This window comes from Allopusillimonas soli, from assembly GCF_004153445.1.
Taxonomy (GTDB): domain Bacteria; phylum Pseudomonadota; class Gammaproteobacteria; order Burkholderiales; family Burkholderiaceae_B; genus Allopusillimonas; species Allopusillimonas soli.
Genome location: NZ_SDQC01000005.1, coordinates 254,559 through 269,740, shown reverse-complemented (window position 1 = coordinate 269,740; position 15,182 = coordinate 254,559). Strand labels below are relative to the sequence as shown.

At 60.0% G+C, this 15,182-nt stretch carries 15 protein-coding genes; 9 read left to right on the top strand and 6 right to left on the bottom strand.

Translation table 11 applies throughout. The annotated features are described in order from the left end of the window. Nucleotides 1-303: 303 nt before the first annotated feature. From ERD78_RS16165 to ERD78_RS16140, 6 genes are read right to left on the bottom strand one after another with little or no spacing between them, the layout of a single operon-like run. Nucleotides 304-1,044: a FadR/GntR family transcriptional regulator gene (locus ERD78_RS16165; RefSeq protein WP_129970423.1), complete on the bottom strand. Its 741-nt coding sequence runs from the start codon at nucleotides 1,042-1,044 to the stop codon at nucleotides 304-306. Nucleotides 1,045-1,065: 21 nt separating this feature from the next. After that, a complete protein-coding gene (locus tag ERD78_RS16160) occupies nucleotides 1,066-1,863 on the bottom strand; it encodes a transporter substrate-binding domain-containing protein (RefSeq protein WP_129970421.1) in 798 nt (265 codons plus the stop codon). 60 nt (nucleotides 1,864-1,923) lie between these two features. Next, the gene (locus ERD78_RS16155; RefSeq protein ID WP_129970419.1) at nucleotides 1,924-2,652 is read right to left on the bottom strand and encodes an amino acid ABC transporter ATP-binding protein; all 729 of its coding nucleotides are present in this window, start codon (nucleotides 2,650-2,652) and stop codon (nucleotides 1,924-1,926) included. Further along, nucleotides 2,636-3,286, bottom strand: a complete 651-nt coding sequence (locus tag ERD78_RS16150; protein ID WP_129970417.1) for an amino acid ABC transporter permease — start codon at nucleotides 3,284-3,286, stop codon at nucleotides 2,636-2,638. Before ERD78_RS16150 ends, ERD78_RS16155 begins: the two co-directional genes overlap by 17 nt. Nucleotides 3,287-3,295: 9 nt before the next feature. Next, the gene (locus ERD78_RS16145) at nucleotides 3,296-4,027 is read right to left on the bottom strand and encodes an amino acid ABC transporter permease (protein ID WP_129970415.1); all 732 of its coding nucleotides are present in this window, start codon (nucleotides 4,025-4,027) and stop codon (nucleotides 3,296-3,298) included. Continuing rightward, a complete protein-coding gene (locus ERD78_RS16140) occupies nucleotides 4,027-4,836 on the bottom strand; it encodes an NAD-dependent epimerase/dehydratase family protein (protein WP_245152502.1) in 810 nt (269 codons plus the stop codon). Before ERD78_RS16140 ends, ERD78_RS16145 begins: the two co-directional genes overlap by 1 nt. Before the next feature lie 314 nt (nucleotides 4,837-5,150). Here ERD78_RS16140 and ERD78_RS16135 point away from each other — a divergent pair, with 314 nt between their 5' ends. The 9 genes from ERD78_RS16135 (at nucleotide 5,151) to ERD78_RS16095 (ending at nucleotide 15,143) form a co-directional block, all read left to right on the top strand. Continuing rightward, nucleotides 5,151-6,446 (top strand): imelysin family protein, encoded by a 1,296-nt coding sequence (locus ERD78_RS16135; protein ID WP_129970413.1) that lies wholly within the window; start codon nucleotides 5,151-5,153, stop codon nucleotides 6,444-6,446. 143 nt (nucleotides 6,447-6,589) lie between these two features. Further along, nucleotides 6,590-8,122 (top strand): di-heme oxidoreductase family protein, encoded by a 1,533-nt coding sequence (locus tag ERD78_RS16130; RefSeq protein ID WP_129970570.1) that lies wholly within the window; start codon nucleotides 6,590-6,592, stop codon nucleotides 8,120-8,122. Between the two features lie 59 nt (nucleotides 8,123-8,181). After that, nucleotides 8,182-9,333, top strand: a complete 1,152-nt coding sequence (locus tag ERD78_RS16125) for an imelysin family protein (RefSeq protein ID WP_129970411.1) — start codon at nucleotides 8,182-8,184, stop codon at nucleotides 9,331-9,333. Nucleotides 9,334-9,363: 30 nt separating this feature from the next. Then, nucleotides 9,364-10,515 carry a DUF1513 domain-containing protein gene (locus ERD78_RS16120; RefSeq protein ID WP_129970409.1) on the top strand — a complete coding sequence of 384 codons (1,152 nt, stop codon included), beginning with the start codon at nucleotides 9,364-9,366 and terminating at the stop codon, nucleotides 10,513-10,515. A 431-nt stretch (nucleotides 10,516-10,946) separates the two neighbouring features. Beyond that, a complete protein-coding gene (locus tag ERD78_RS16115) occupies nucleotides 10,947-12,083 on the top strand; it encodes a porin (RefSeq protein ID WP_129970407.1) in 1,137 nt (378 codons plus the stop codon). A gap of 204 nt (nucleotides 12,084-12,287) precedes the next feature. Beyond that, the gene (locus ERD78_RS16110; RefSeq protein WP_129970405.1) at nucleotides 12,288-12,647 is read left to right on the top strand and encodes an NADH-quinone oxidoreductase subunit A; all 360 of its coding nucleotides are present in this window, start codon (nucleotides 12,288-12,290) and stop codon (nucleotides 12,645-12,647) included. A 111-nt stretch (nucleotides 12,648-12,758) separates the two neighbouring features. Beyond that, entirely contained in the window at nucleotides 12,759-13,235 is a 477-nt protein-coding gene (locus ERD78_RS16105) for a NuoB/complex I 20 kDa subunit family protein (RefSeq protein WP_129970403.1), read from the top strand. A 36-nt stretch (nucleotides 13,236-13,271) separates the two neighbouring features. Then, nucleotides 13,272-13,883, top strand: a complete 612-nt coding sequence (locus ERD78_RS16100) for an NADH-quinone oxidoreductase subunit C (RefSeq protein WP_129970401.1) — start codon at nucleotides 13,272-13,274, stop codon at nucleotides 13,881-13,883. Nucleotides 13,884-13,886: 3 nt separating this feature from the next. After that, complete coding sequence (locus ERD78_RS16095) at nucleotides 13,887-15,143, top strand: NADH-quinone oxidoreductase subunit D (RefSeq protein WP_129970399.1); 1,257 nt, start codon at nucleotides 13,887-13,889, stop codon at nucleotides 15,141-15,143. Nucleotides 15,144-15,182 lie beyond the last annotated feature (39 nt).

Below are 15,182 nucleotides of genomic sequence, written 5' to 3'. Positions count from 1 at the left end.
TAAACCATTGGTTTACGGGGATTTTTATTCCCCATGTTGCCATAGCCAAAGATCTTTCATACACGTTTTGTTAGGCGCTTCGGCGCTGACTCTTCTTCTTTTTCTGAGCAAGCGCCATTTGTTATCTGTTGTCGTACAACCATAGGTCACGCTGTCATGTGAAGCGCTGTTTGGAGTTGTGTTTCCAGTGCCATGCCAGTGCTGAAGGCTGCGTGCTTTGCGAACGGTTTCTGGATTCCGCTCGCTCAAGGGATCTGGGGCTGGGCAGGGCGGCGCCCTCGGTCGCCAGGCATCGCGCGCCCCCTAGCCTTCTAGCGTCGAGCGCAGCCGCTCCGCGCTGTTGTTCAAATGCAATTGCATCGCGCTGCTGGCAACCACCGCATTCTGCATGGCGATGGCGCGCGCGATTTCCTCATGCTCATAATGCACCCGTTCCAGATAGCGCGCTTGGGTTTCCTTGCCCAAGGAGGCTGTGTTGATGCGCGTTCGCGGAATGACTGTCTGTCCAAGGTAGGACATGAACTCGACGAAGTACCGGTTGCCGGTTGCCTGCGCGATGGCAAGATGGAAGCGAAAATCCGCGTCCACGGTTTCCTTGCCCGCCTCAAGCAACGCCCGGAATTCCCTCAAAATGGCCTGCATGTGATCTAGATCCTGCGGGCTGCGCTTGATGGCCGCAATGCCCGCCGCGGCGGATTCCAGACTTTGACGCAATTGAAGGACATCGAGGATGTCGTGAATCGTGACCAGTTCCTTGGGATCAATGTGGAAGTTATGGGGCGCTTGCACCTCAAGCACGAACGAGCCGATGCCGTGGCGAGTCTCGACCACGCCGGCCGCCTGCAGCCGGGATATGGCCTCGCGCACCACGGTCCTGCTCACACCCAGCATGCGCATCAGCTCGGATTCGGTGGGCAGCCGGTCGCCTTTGCCGAGTTCCCCACTTTGTATCTGCCCCAGCAGGCTGTCCACGACCTCCTGCGCCAAGCTTCGGGCGCGGCGGCGCGGGCGTATTGCCGTGGATGTGGAAGTGAGAACGCTCATGACGACAGTGATTGTAGTGTGCTACTGGCCTTTTACCACTTTGCCGGACAAGTCGCTGCCATGGTACTTTTTATAGATGCCATTGAGTTTTCCATTGGCCAGATTGGCCTTGATCCAATCGTTCAGCCAAGCCTGCAGTTTAGGATTGTTTTTTGGCAGCGCAATGCCCAGCATGAACTCATGCTGCACGAACTTGGTTTCGTAAGGCTTGTCGGTCAGCTTTTTGTTCACTTCTGCCACATTGGGCCATTGCGAGGAAATCGCTTGTACCTGACCCGTCACGGCTGCGGTCACCAGGGTGGCGTCATCCTCGAAGCGGCGGATATTTGCGTCGCTGGCATTCTTGCTGATATCCGCGTCGTTTACCGTGGCTCGCGTCACGCCGATGGTCACGTCCTTGAGGTCGGCGTAGTCCTTGATCTTCACATCCTTGGGCGCAGCTACGATGGTCTGCAGCGATGCATAGGGTATGGAAAAGTCGATGACCTTCTGGCGTTGTGGCGTAATGGAAAGATTGGCGACAGCGATGTCGGCCTTGCCCGTCTGGATGGTGGGAACCCGCGCGGCATTGGTTATTTCCACCAGTTGAAGCTTGACGCCCAGGTCCTTGGCAAGCAGCTTCGCGGTGTCGATATCCGAGCCTTCGGGCTGCATGTTTGCGTTGGCATAGCTGAACATGGGCACGCCCATGGCCACGGCGACCCGAATGGTGCCCGCGTCCTTGATTCGGTCCAGAGCATCCTCCGCGTGCGCCGTGGCGCACAGGGCGAGTACGCCGGAGCAGAACGCGAGTTTGCTGAGAGTTTTGGAAATGCGCATTGATTGCCTCATGGTAATGATGGTTTCTGGTTGAACGAGAAGAATCCGGGTGCCGGGTCGCTACAGACCGGTACCCACAAAGTCCCGCAATTCCTGCGTTTGCGGGTTTTCCAGCATTTCAGGGCCCCCTGTTTCCCACACCAGACCCTGATGCATGTAGATGATCTTGTCCGCCACGCGGCGCGCGAATGCCATTTCGTGTGTGACCAGAATCATCGTCATCCCACCGCGGGCGAGGTCCTCGATGACGCGCAGCACTTCGCCCGTCAGCTGCGGATCCAGTGCCGAGGTCACTTCATCGAACAGCATGACCTGCGGCTCCATGGCCAGTGACCGCGCGATAGCCACGCGCTGCTGCTGGCCACCGGAAAGCTGTTCCGGATACTGTTCCGCCTTTTCGGACAGGCCAACCTTGCGCAGCACCATATCGGCCTTTTCTTCGCAAACGCGGCGCGACAGCTTCTTGACATGCTTGAGCGCGAGCATGATGTTCTGCCTGACCGTCAGGTGAGGGAACAAGTTGTAGCTTTGAAATACGATGCCCACGTCCTGCCGCAGACGCCGCAAGTCGATATGCGGCGAGCCGATTTCATGGCCGCACACTTGTATGGAGCCGCCATTGATGAGTTCCAGATGATTGATGCAGCGCAGGGCGGTACTCTTGCCTGAACCGCTCTGGCCGATGATCGCCACCACCTGCCCTTTCTGGATATCGAAGGACACGCCCTTGAGCACCTCGTTCCCGCCGAAGCGCTTGCGAATGTTCTCGACTTTAACGATTGCCGACATTGAGTTTCCTTTCCATGGCCCGGCTCCATATCGACAACGGGTAGCAGAGCGCGAAGTACAGTACGCCCACCAGCGTGAAGACAAGAAATGGCTGGAACAGCGAGTTATTGATAATCTGGCCCGCGCGCGTCAGTTCAACGAACCCGACCACTGATGCCAGGGACGTGGACTTGATGACCTGCACAAGAAAGCCGACCGTAGCAGGCAACGAAAGCCTGACCGCCTGCGGAATGATCACCAGCCGCAGTGATTGCCAGCGTGAAAGGCCCAGGCACTCGGATGCTTCCCATTGCGTTTTTTCAATGGATTGCACGCTGCCGCGCCATATCTCGCCGAGGAAGGCGCTGACATAGATCATGAGCGCGATGCTGGCCGCTGCCAGCGGTTCGACATTCAGACCGAATACGCCCACACCGAAATAGACGATGAACAGCAAGACGAGCAAAGGTATGCCCTGTATGGTCTGAATGAAGAGCGACGTGGCAAACCGCAGCCATCCGACGCGTGAGATGCGCGCGAGCATCACGCCGAACCCTCCCGCACTGCCCAGTACGAAGGAGATCAGCGACAGAATCAAGGTCCAGCCGACGCCTTTGAGCATGTAGATGAACTGAATGAGCGTAAAGTGTTCCATGATGGCGCCTCACGCGCTGGCCGTGTCGGCCGCGATGGGGGCGGCAGCCAGCCGGCGCCGTGCCAGGGCCAGCACACGCTTGCGGCGAAACAGCCAGACTTCCCCCAACACGAACAGAAAGCGCAGGATGACCGCCAGGATCAGATACAGAACAGCAACGACGATATAGGCCTCGAGCGACAGAAAGGTGATGGACTGTACGTTGTTGGCCACGGCCGTCAACTCTTCGGTCGATATCTGCGACGTCACGGAGGACATCAGCATCATCAGGATGAACTGGCTAGTGATCGATGGGTAGACCTTTTCGAAGGCCGGAAGCATGATCACATGCCAGTAGATGCGAGGGCGCGACAGGCCCAGGCATTCGGCAGCCTCAATCTGCCCGCGCGGTATGGCGTCCATGCCGGCGCGTATGATTTCGCCCGAGTACGCCCCGACATTGATTACCATGGTGATGACGGCAGCAACGGACGCAGGCATCTGCAGCCCCAGGCTGGACAGGCCAAAATAGAAGATGAAAATCTGTACGAGAAAGGGCGTATTGCGAACCGCCTCTACATAGACGCCGCAGACGACCGCAAGGGGGCGAAGCGCGCTGCGGCGTCCGATCGCGCACAGTATGCCGATAATCAGTCCGAATACGGTGGAGGCAAGTGTCAGCTCCAGCGTCAGCAGCGCGCCTTGCAGAAACATGTGCCAGTAAGGCAGCAGGCCAGGGAAGTCGAAATGGTAGGCAACCATCAGTCGTCCCCATAGGGGCCGGCGGCGGTAAATGCCCCGCCCTGGTAGACGCTGACCGGATCGTCCGGAGTAGGCATGGGTTGGCGCTCGACTTGATCGCGGAAAACCTCCGACGTGTCCTGCGGCAAGTATCCCAGGTGGTCGGCGCAACGGTTGTCCCACCAGACATTCTTGTTCGCGGACATGCCATAAACAATGGTGTGGCCCACTTTTTGGGCCATCAGGCCGTTCAGGATGATCTGTGTCAGGTCGCGGGCGCTGATCCATGTATGCATCATGCGCCTGTCCTTCACAGCCGGAAAGCACGATCCGATCCTTATGCTGACGGTCTCGATGCCATAGCGGTCGAAGTAGAAGCTGGCCATCTCTTCGCCATACGCCTTGGAAAGGCCGTAATAGCCATCGGGACGGCGGGGAACTTGCGCGTCTATGCGTTCGGTTTGCCTGTAGAAGCCAATGACATGATTGGAGCTGGCAAAGACGACACGCTTCACGCCATGCCGGCGGGCCCCCTCGTAAATATGAAAGACACCTTTGATATTGGCTTCAAGTATCTCCTTGAAAGGGCGTTCCACAGACACCCCTCCCATATGGACAATGGCATCGCAGCCGTCGACCAGTTTGTCCACAGCCTGTTTGTCCGCGAGATCACAAGTAACCGCCTCCTGATCCGGCCCGGCCTGAACAGGCACGATATCGGACAGGCGCAGGATGCGGGTGCAGGGCTGCAGGGTGTCGCGCAGCACGGTGCCCAGGCCACCCGCGGCGCCGGTCAGCAGGAGGCGATCAAAAGTTTGAGAGATGTCCACGCAAGTCTATCCTGTTGCGGTTAAGGCAGTGCTCATATTGTTATCAGTTGTCGTACAACTGCATATGCGCAATTTCCCTAGTTAAGGACACTGACACGAGCCGGGTGGTTGGCACGAAATGCAAATCGTTTACACTTACGTTTTGCTGAATGGTTGGCGTGGGGCTGGCCTGGCGGCAAATACTGTTCATCAGCAGGGCGGGCGGCATGTCGCATTATTTCGTGCCTGCGCGAGGGCCTGATTTCGGGTCGGTTGCGCGGTGGCGTTTCTCTTCAGTGCCGCCTGGCCAGACAATCTTCCGGGGGATTTGCAGCATGCGTAAACTCATCGCAGGCGTGGGCATGGCCGCGCTTTTCATGTCAACGGTCTGGGCCGCGCCCGAGCCCAAGGCGGTTACAGCCCATTATGCCGATCTGGCGCTTGCCAAGTATCAGGATTCGCTGTCAACGGCGCAGGCGCTGCAAGAGGCCATTGACATGCTGGCCGCACAGCCTTCGGCGCAGACGCTCGATGCGGCGCGGGCGGCATGGATCGCGGCGCGCGTGCCTTATCAGCAGACGGAGGCTTTCCGGTTCGGCAATCCCATCGTCGATGACTGGGAGGGTCGCGTGAATGCCTGGCCGCTGGACGAAGGCATGATCGACTACGTTGACGCCTCCTATGGCGTGGAGTCCGATGTCAACGCTTATTACGTTGTCAACGTCATTGCGAATACGCGGCTGAATGTGGGCGGCAAAGAGGTCGATACCAGCGAGATTACGCCAACGCTGCTGCGCGAGGTGCTGCATGAGGCCGACGGCAACGAGGCCAATGTCGCCACCGGCTATCACGCCATCGAGTTTCTGCTGTGGGGCCAGGATCTCAACGGAACAGGCCCCGCACCCGAGGGACGCGAAGGCACGCCCCAGCAGCGCCACGCCGGCGACAGGCCGCACACCGATTTCGACCCAGCGAACTGCACGGGCGGAAATTGCGAAAGACGTGTGCAATATCTGAAGGTTGTCACCGCCATGCTGGTCGAAGATCTTCAGGAAATGGTGGGGAACTGGCAGGCCGACGGCGCTGCGCGCAAGGCGGTTCAGGACGATCCGCAAGCGGGACTGGCGGCCATGCTCACGGGCCTGGGCAGCCTGTCGTACGGAGAACTGGCCGGCGAGCGCATCAAGCTGGGTCTGATGCTACATGATCCCGAGGAGGAGCACGATTGCTTTTCCGACAACACGCACAACTCGCACTATTACAACCAGGTGGGCATGATGAATGTATATCTGGGGCAATACCGGCGCGCGAACGGTTCGACAGTCGAAGGGCCCAGCCTGTCCGCGCTCGTTCAGGCGCGTGATCCCGCGCTCGATAAGGAAATGCGCGAACGGCTGGCGGCCACCCACAGTGCCATGCAGGCCATGAAGACGCGGGCGGAAACCATCGAAACCTATGATCAAATGATCGGGCAGGGCAACGCGGAGGGTAATGCCGTCGTTCAGCATGTCATCGACGCCCTGGTCTCGCAGACCCGCAGCATCGAGCGCGTGATCGCCACACTCGAACTCGGCGATATCGCGCTCGAAGGATCGGACAGCCTGGATAATCCCAACGCCGTATTCCAGTAGTCATCGTGGCCAGATACGCAGCAGTATTCGTCCTGGGTGCCGTTCTGTGTGCGGCACCCAATATGGCAGGCCACGCGAGCCAGTCGACTGACGAGCCGTCCTCCAAGGCGCCGGCGCAGGCTGGGCATCCCGATCCATGGTCCATGCTGGGCCGCCCGGCGCGCGGCGACCTGTCCGCGGCCGACCGGCTGCGGGTTGCCAAGGTCACGCAGCCGGCCACCCAGTTTGACCGGGCAGAGCCATTTGAGCTCATGCAGGGCGGCGCGGGCACGGTCGACAAGTTGATCAACCGCGACATTTTTTCGCATCCTTCGGCCAACCTCGACTTCGAGGGGCGCCAGGCCTTTCTCGTGGGCAACGGCCTGTTTCGCAAGGATTGGGTGTCGTCGCCGGCTTCCACGCAGGCATCCGACGGGCTGGGGCCCTTGTTCAATGCACGATCGTGTCAGGCCTGTCATGTCAAGGACGGACGCGGCACGGTGCCGGGCTTCGATCCCGACCAGCGCGCCGACGCCGTGGCACTGCTCGTGCGTCTGTCGTTGCCCGGCAGTGTGCAGCAAGCACGTACGCGCATTCAGCGCGATGCCCGCATCCTAGCCGCGGCGGCGGCGGCCGGCGGAGCGTCTCAAAAGGCGGCCTTGCCCGAGCATGGGCAGGGTGAAGTCGCATCCTTGCCCGATCCCGTCTATGGCCATCAGTTGCAGCCATTTGCCGTGGCCGGGATCCCTGCCGAGGGTCAGATTGCCATCGACTACACCGAGGTTCCTGTGATGCTGAATGGCGGAGAGACCGTCACCCTCATGGATCCCTCGTACCGCGTCGAAAACCTTGCCTACGGCCCCCTGCATCCTGACACGCGTCTTTCGCCGCGCCTTGCGCCGCCCATGCTGGGGCTGGGGCTGCTCGAAGCCATCCATATCGACGACATTCTCGCGCATGCAGCAAAAAATCACGGCGACGGCGTTTCGGGGCGCCCGAACTGGCTGACCGACCCAAAAACCGGGGAGCGCGTGCTGGGCCGATTCAACTGGAAGGCCGGGCAGCCCACCGTGGAGCGGCAATCGGCCAATGCATTTTCCGGAGATATGGGCCTGTCGACACCGCTTTTTCCCAGTCATTATGGCGATTGCACCGAAGCGCAGCCCGACTGTGCCCGCATGCCTCATGGCGCCCAGCCACATCTGGGCGAGCACGAGGTGCCCGGCCGGCTGATGGATTTCGTCACGACTTATTCCGTCAATCTTGCGCTGCCGCAGCGCAGGGATGTCGATGATGAGCGCGTGTTGGCGGGCAAGGCGCTGTTCTATGCGTCCAACTGCATTGCCTGCCACGTACCCAAGTATGTCACCAGTCGCGATGCCAGTCGGCCCGAGCATCGCTTCCAACTGATCTGGCCTTATACCGACTTGCTCCTGCACGACATGGGGCCGGGCCTTGCCGATGGCCAGGACGAAGGCGACGCCAGCGGCCGGGAATGGCGCACACCGCCCCTATGGGGAATAGGCTTGACCAAGACGGTCAATCCGAATGCAACTTGGCTGCACGATGGCCGGGCGCGCACTCTGCTTGAGGCCATCCTGTGGCATGGCGGGGAGGCGCAGGCCGCGCGCGACCGCGTGGTCGCCATGACGCCGGCGCAGCGTGCCGACCTGATTCGTTTTCTGGAATCGCTATAGCCGGACCGCAGCCGGCTGCCTGAAATGATTCACTGCAATGTCTCCCATGGAGGTTTTTCATGAGCATGTTCTCTCCATCCCCTCTTCGCGTGGCGGCGGGGCTGCTGTTGGCGCTGAGCGCGCTTGGCGCCAAGGCGGCACCCTTGCCACAGGATCTTGGAGGGAATCTGCTGCGCGGATATATTGCGCCCGCCATGATGCGCTTTCACGAAGCCGCGGTACAGATGCAGGCGGCCATAAACGACTACTGCGTGGCGCAGAAGCCTGCGCCGGCTGGCCGGGTGCGCGACGGTTTCTCGGCGCTGGTGCGTGCGTGGACAGGTATAGAGTTCCTGCGCTTCGGACCGCTTGTGGCGGAGAACCGTTACGAACGTATCGCATTCTGGCCAGATCCGCGCGGCCTGACGCTGCGGCAGGTCCAGGGCCTGCTGGCCGGTGCGGAGGACAAGGCTGGTGGGAAGGACGAGGCTGGTGGGCGGTCGTCGGATGAGGCGGGACACCCCGCCATTCCGGATGCCGAGACGCTTGCCACCCACAGCGTTGCACTGCAGGGTCTGCCTGCCCTCGAGTATGTTCTGTATCGGGACCATGGCCTGGTGGCCGACGATGCACGCGGACAGGCCGATTTTTCCGCCGCTTGCACCTATGCGGTGGCGGTGGCCGGGAATCTGGCCCGGGTGGGCGCCACGCTTGTGCAAACGTGGGGTGAGGGTGGCGAGTATGCGGGCTGGTTCTCGCAGCCAGGGCCTGAGAACCCGCTGTACCGCAATCAGCAGGAGGTCGCTGCGGAAGCGATGAAAGCCCTGTCCACAGGGCTGCAGTTCGCGCGCGATGTCAAGATAATGCCTGTGCTTGGCAAAAACCGCCAGGCGGCGCGCGAGAAACGGGCACCATTCTGGCGCAGCGGCCTGTTCGCACAGTCCATGCAGGCCTCGATGGAGGGAATGGCGGCATTCGCACAAGCTACAGGCTTTGAGTACAAGGGCGATGAAAGCTGGATAGGCGCCAGCCTGCGGGACGAGCTGGAGCGCGCGGCGCAGGGGTTTGCCGCCATGCCGGAAAGTCTGGATGCTTTCCTGGGCACCGAGGATGGCTACCGGCGGCTCACGCTCCAGTCGCTTCTGCTGGACAACGCCAAGAATATCGTTGATGCCCACATGGCGCCGGCTTTTGGCGTGAGCATAGGCTTCAATGCCCTGGATGGCGATTGAGCGCACCGAATCAGAACAGGAGTTGAGCACATGTACATGAGGGAAATGGACCGGCGCCGGTTCCTGGCCGCAATGGGAGCCTGCGGACTTGGCGCGCTCGCACCGGCGGCGGTGCTGGCAGGGCAGGAGGCGCTTTATCTGGCGGCGCGCAAGCGAGGACAGCAATACCAGGCTGTCGTGCTTGATGCGCACGGCCGGGACCACCTGGTGGTGCCCATGCCCGACAGGGGACACAGCTTCGCGATTGATGCGGCGCGTGGCAGGGCGGTCGCATTCGGACGCCAACCGGGGTTTTTCGCTGTCGCATTCGCCTTTGACGGCAAAGGCCCGCCAAAGGCCATGGCTGCAGAGTCCGGGCGGCATTTCTTCGGCCACGGTGTTTTTTCTCCCGACGGCAAGCTGATGATCGCGACCGAGAATGATTATGAAGCTGGCAAGGGTGTGCTGGGCCTATATGATGCCAGCGAGGGTGGCGGCTATCGACGGATCGGCGAGTTCGATAGCGGCGGCGTTGGTCCGCACGAAGTGGTTCTGCTGCCGGACGGCCAGACGCTGTGCGTGGCCAACGGCGGTATTCTGACGCATCCCGACTACGGCAAGCTGGCGCTCAATGCGCATGACATGCATCCTTCCCTCGCCTATATCGACTTGCATACCGGCGACCTGCTGGAGCAGGTCGCGCTGGCGCCGCAATTCAATCGCCTTTCCATACGGCACATGACGGTGGACGCGGCGGGCGCGGTGTGGTTCGGCTGTCAGCATACCGGCCCGGCGGCTGAACGGCCCCCATTGGTGGGGCGCCACCGGCGCGGCGCCAACCCGGATCTGTTCGCGGGCCCGCCCGACGTGCTGCGCGGCATGGACAATTATGTGGGTTCTGTTGCTTGCGATGCATCTGGCACCCGGATTGCCACCTCCAGTCCGGTGGGCAACTGCATCGTGTTCTGGGATGCCTCGTCGGGCGCATGCCTGGGAAGGACGTCATTTCACGATGGATGCGGCGTCGCGCCCCGCAAGGATGGGGGGTTCCTGGCCAGCAATGGAGGCGGGGCACTTGTCGCCATTGCCTGGCCGTCCGGCGCCGTGCCCCTGGAACACCGGGATCGCGTGCCGGTTCCGGTGACGATCAAGCCTCGGCAAACAGGCTTGTCCTGGGATAATCACATGCGCCGCATCATCTGATTCGCGTTCCCCTGCCGCGGGGCGCATCGCGTCGCCGCTCCAAGGGCATCCTGGCCTTCGCCGCGGACGGTAAATCATTGAAAATTCAGGGCTAATTGGCAATGTTTGGAAGTGCCTCAAACCTTCAATGAAAACAAGGGATTACAGAATGAACTTGAAAAAAGGCTTAAGGAAAGCCAAGCGACTTTTCTGTAGTGTCCGCGCCACAGATGAAATGCGGGTAAACCCGCACAATTTTTCCGGAAATTCACGGTTTTGTTGTTTATAACCAACGCGATCGGCGAAAAACCGCATTTTTGCCGCCGGGGCAATAGCCATGTCGCGGGAATTTTGATGCAATAGCAGCAACTTCCCATCGCGGAGTTAGAAAGGGCAGCAGCACAGTTAGGTAGTCGCTGCTCTGGTTACTCAAATCTACGGAGATTTCTTACATGAAAAAGACTCTGCTCGCTGCTGCTCTCGTCGTCGGCTTTGCCGGCGTTGCTCAAGCAGAAACGTCGGTTACCCTGTACGGTATCCTGGACGGCGGTATCGGCTACCAAAAGGTTGATGGCCCCGCCTACTACCGTCAGACGCCGCGTAACTACACCGATTACGAAGCCAAGAAGACCGGCCTCATCAACGGCGTTCAGTCCGGCAACCGCTGGGGCCTGAAGGGTGTTGAGGACCTGGGCGATGGCCTGAGCGTTGTGTTCCAACTGGAAAGCGGCTTCGATCTGGGTACCGGTAACAGCGCCCAGGGTGGCCGTCTGTTCGGCCGTCAAGCCACCGTCGGTCTGGCTGGCGATTCCTGGGGCCGTCTGGACCTTGGTCGTCAAACCAACATCGCTTCCAAGTACCTGCCCGGTATTGTTGACCCCTTCGGCGGCGGCTTCGGCCAAGCCAACGTCGGTACGTCCTTCAGCTCGGCCAACACCATGCGTTGGGACAACATGGTCATGTACCAAACCCCCAACTTCTCCGGTTTCCAACTGGGCGTCGGCTACTCGTTTAGCGTAGCAGGCGGTCAAGGCTGGGACATCGACGGTGCCAACCCCAACCCGGCTGATATGGACGGCAAGGGCATCACGGCTGGTCTGCGCTACGCCAACGGCCCCATCGGCTTGGCTGCCACCTATGACCAGATCAAGGTTGATGACGACGGCTTTGGCAACGAAGTCAAGTTCAAGGAATGGAACATCGGCGGTGCCTATGACTTCGAAGTGCTCAAGGTTTCGGGCGCTTTCGGTCAAACCAAGGACGGCTGGTTCGCAGGCGGCAGCTTCGGCCCTCTGCCCCAAGGCACCTTCGTTGGTGTTGACGGCCTGAAGGTCAACTCCTACCTGTTGGGTCTGTCCGCTCCGGTCGGCAACGGCAAGGTGCTGGCTTCGTGGCAAGTTGCTGATCCCACCGACGCGCCCTCGGGCACCGGCCGTTGGGAAGACACCCAGATCTACTCCCTGGGCTACACCTACAACCTGTCCAAGCGCACCAACCTGTACGCCATCGGTTCGTACGCCAAGAACGCGCTGTTCATCGACGACCTCGATTCGACCCTGGTCGGCGTCGGTATCCGCCACCAGTTCTAATCGGCTTGCATGGCATGTCCATGCATCGATGCGGCCCGGCTTGCCGGGCCGTCACGAACAGGCAGATAGCTGTATGCAAAAAAGCCATCCGCAAGGATGGCTTTTTTATTGGCCTGATGTGTGTCCGACAGCTTGCATTCAGCAGAATGACGCTCTCAAAATGCTACAATCCGAGAGTTTACTCATTGAGATTGGAAGCATGGTATGAACCTGCAACAGTACTTCCCTGTTCTGCTCTTTATTATTGTGGCCACGGGCATAGGCTTTGCCCTGTTGGGTGCAGGCAGAGTACTTGGGCCGCATCGTCCGTATGCGGAAAAACTGTCTCAGTACGAATGTGGCTTCGACGCCTTCGACGACTCGCGCATGAAATTCGATGTGCGCTACTACCTGGTCGCCATTCTGTTCATCATGTTTGATCTGGAAATTGCATTTCTTTTTCCGTGGGCCATCGCCAACGGCGTCGTGGGTCTGGTTGGTTTCTGGACGGTTGTGGTGTTTCTTGCCATTCTCACCGTGGGCTTTGTCTACGAATGGAAAAAGGGCGCACTGGACTGGGAATAGATTGCAAAAAACCGGGCGGCAGGAATGCCGCCCGGTTTACAGCCCGCGCTCCTGGCGGGCTCGGCTGCGCGGCACCAGGCTCGCGCCCGGCATTGGCATAGAGGCAAAATTATGGCTATAGATGGCATCATGAAAGAAGGTTTCATTACCACCAGTGCGGACAAGTTCCTCAACTGGGCCAAGACGGGTTCGCTGTGGCCCATGACGTTTGGTCTTGCGTGTTGCGCGGTGGAAATGATGCATGCGGGTGCGGCTCGCTACGACCTGGATCAGTTCGGCATTATTTTTCGCCCCAGCCCCCGGCAGTCCGACCTGATGATCGTGGCGGGCACGCTGTGCAACAAGATGGCGCCCGCGCTGCGCAAGGTGTACGACCAAATGGCCGAGCCGCGCTGGGTTGTGTCCATGGGTTCCTGTGCGAATGGGGGCGGGTATTACCATTACTCCTATTCCGTCGTGCGCGGCTGTGATCGCATCGTGCCCGTGGACGTCTATGTGCCAGGCTGCCCCCCCACCGCCGAGGCCTTGGTATACGGCCTGCTCCAAATGCAGACGAAAATCCGCAATACCAATACCATCGCGCGATAGTCGCCTGGTAGCCAACATCCAACGCTGAATTACATTATGACCCGGCTTGAAACGCTACACCAGAATCTGCTCGCGACACTGGGCGAGTCCGCCGCGCTCAAGCTCGCCCTTGGCGAGCTGACGCTTGAGGTTCCCGCCAAGAAGTGGGTCGACGTCTGTACTATCTTGCGCGACACCGACTCTCTGGGTTTCGATACATGCATAGACCTTTGCGGCATCGACTACTCCGGCTGGGGAGCGCCCACGCTGGTTGCCGAGCCAGGCCTGCATCCGCAGCGCTTTGCGGTGGTGGTGCATCTGCTGTCCGTGCGCCACAACTGGCGCCTGCGCGTACGCGCTTATGTGCACGACGACGAGTTTCCCGTTATTGCCACCCTTGTGCATGTCTGGCCCAGCGTCAACTGGTACGAGCGCGAGGCCTTCGACCTGTTTGGCATTGTCTTCGAGGGCCATCCCGACTTGCGCCGCATCCTGACCGATTATGGTTTCATCGGATATCCCTTCCGCAAGGATTTCCCGCTCAGCGGCAATGTCGAAATGCGCTACGACACCGAGCAGCAGCGGGTGATCTACCAGCCCGTCACCATCGAGCCACGGCAGATCACACCACGCATCGTGCGTGAAGAAGGTTACGGAGCAGGGCGCTAGAACATGGCTGAAATCAAAAACTACACACTGAACTTCGGGCCGCAGCATCCGGCCGCGCACGGCGTTTTGCGCCTGGTGCTCGAGCTGGATGGCGAGGTCATACAACGGGCCGATCCGCATATCGGCCTGCTGCACCGCGCGACTGAGAAGTTGGCAGAGCACAAGACTTATCTGCAGGCGCTGCCCTACATGGATCGTCTCGACTACGTGTCCATGATGTGCAATGAGCACGCCTATGTCATGGCTGTCGAGCGGCTGTTGGGCATCGAGGTGCCTTTGCGTGCGCAGTATATCCGCGTCATGTTCGACGAGATCACGCGCCTGTTGAACCATCTCATGTCACTTGGGTCGCATGCGCTTGACGTGGGCGCCATGGCTGTATTCCTGTACGCCTTCCGCGAACGCGAAGATCTCATGGACTGCTACGAGGCGGTGTCGGGCGCGCGCATGCACGCGGCCTACTATCGGCCGGGCGGTGTCTATCGCGATCTGCCCAATGCCATGCCCCAGTACGGTCAATCCAGCAAGTACCGCGGCGAAAAAGAACTCAAGGCCATGAACGACGCCCGCTCGGGCTCGATGCTGGATTTTATCGAGGATTTCACCGACCGTTTTCCGACCTGCGTCGATGAATACGAAACACTGTTGACCGACAATCGCATCTGGAAGCAGCGCCTGGTGGGCATCGGCGTGGTCGACCCCGACCGCGCCAAGGCGCTGGGCTTTACCGGCCCCATGTTGCGCGGATCGGGTGTCGAGTGGGATTTGCGCCGCATGCAACCCTACGAGGTTTATGATCGGCTCGATTTCGATATTCCGGTGGGTGTCAACGGCGATTGCTACGATCGCTATCTGGTGCGCATCGCCGAAATGCGCGAGAGCAACCGTATCATCCGCCAGTGCGTGGAGTGGCTGCGCAACAACCCCGGTCCCGTCATCGTCGACAACCACAAGGTGGCGCCGCCGCGGCGTGAAAAGATGAAGACCGGCATGGAAGATCTCATTCACCATTTCAAGCTGTTCACCGAGGGCATGCATGTGCCTGCTGGCGAAGCATACGCGGCCGTCGAGCATCCCAAGGGCGAGTTCGGCATCTACATGGTGTCGGATGGCGCCAACAAGCCCTATCGCATGAAGATACGCGCGCCGGGGTTTGCACATCTGCAGTCCATGGACGAAATGTCGCGCGGACACATGATTGCCGACGCGGTCACCATCATAGGAACACAAGATATCGTGTTTGGCGAGATCGACCGTTAAATTACACGGCACACGCCAGGGTATAAATACCGGATTCAA

What these genes read in the sequence shown, in the direction of transcription:
- ERD78_RS16130 (WP_129970570.1), top strand. Translation starts at nt 6,590, where the DNA reads ATGCTGGGCCGCCCGGCGCGCGGCGACCTGTCCGCGGCCGACCGGCTG.
- ERD78_RS16145 (WP_129970415.1), bottom strand. Translation starts at nt 4,027, where the DNA reads ATGGTTGCCTACCATTTCGACTTCCCTGGCCTGCTGCCTTACTGGCAC.
- ERD78_RS16155 (WP_129970419.1), bottom strand. Translation starts at nt 2,652, where the DNA reads ATGTCGGCAATCGTTAAAGTCGAGAACATTCGCAAGCGCTTCGGCGGG.
- ERD78_RS16165 (WP_129970423.1), bottom strand. Translation starts at nt 1,044, where the DNA reads ATGAGCGTTCTCACTTCCACATCCACGGCAATACGCCCGCGCCGCCGC.
- ERD78_RS16100 (WP_129970401.1), top strand. Translation starts at nt 13,272, where the DNA reads ATGACCCGGCTTGAAACGCTACACCAGAATCTGCTCGCGACACTGGGC.
- ERD78_RS16160 (WP_129970421.1), bottom strand. Translation starts at nt 1,863, where the DNA reads ATGCGCATTTCCAAAACTCTCAGCAAACTCGCGTTCTGCTCCGGCGTA.
- ERD78_RS16115 (WP_129970407.1), top strand. Translation starts at nt 10,947, where the DNA reads ATGAAAAAGACTCTGCTCGCTGCTGCTCTCGTCGTCGGCTTTGCCGGC.
- ERD78_RS16125 (WP_129970411.1), top strand. Translation starts at nt 8,182, where the DNA reads ATGAGCATGTTCTCTCCATCCCCTCTTCGCGTGGCGGCGGGGCTGCTG.
- ERD78_RS16120 (WP_129970409.1), top strand. Translation starts at nt 9,364, where the DNA reads ATGTACATGAGGGAAATGGACCGGCGCCGGTTCCTGGCCGCAATGGGA.
- ERD78_RS16095 (WP_129970399.1), top strand. Translation starts at nt 13,887, where the DNA reads ATGGCTGAAATCAAAAACTACACACTGAACTTCGGGCCGCAGCATCCG.
- ERD78_RS16105 (WP_129970403.1), top strand. Translation starts at nt 12,759, where the DNA reads ATGGCTATAGATGGCATCATGAAAGAAGGTTTCATTACCACCAGTGCG.
- ERD78_RS16135 (WP_129970413.1), top strand. Translation starts at nt 5,151, where the DNA reads ATGCGTAAACTCATCGCAGGCGTGGGCATGGCCGCGCTTTTCATGTCA.
- ERD78_RS16110 (WP_129970405.1), top strand. Translation starts at nt 12,288, where the DNA reads ATGAACCTGCAACAGTACTTCCCTGTTCTGCTCTTTATTATTGTGGCC.
- ERD78_RS16150 (WP_129970417.1), bottom strand. Translation starts at nt 3,286, where the DNA reads ATGGAACACTTTACGCTCATTCAGTTCATCTACATGCTCAAAGGCGTC.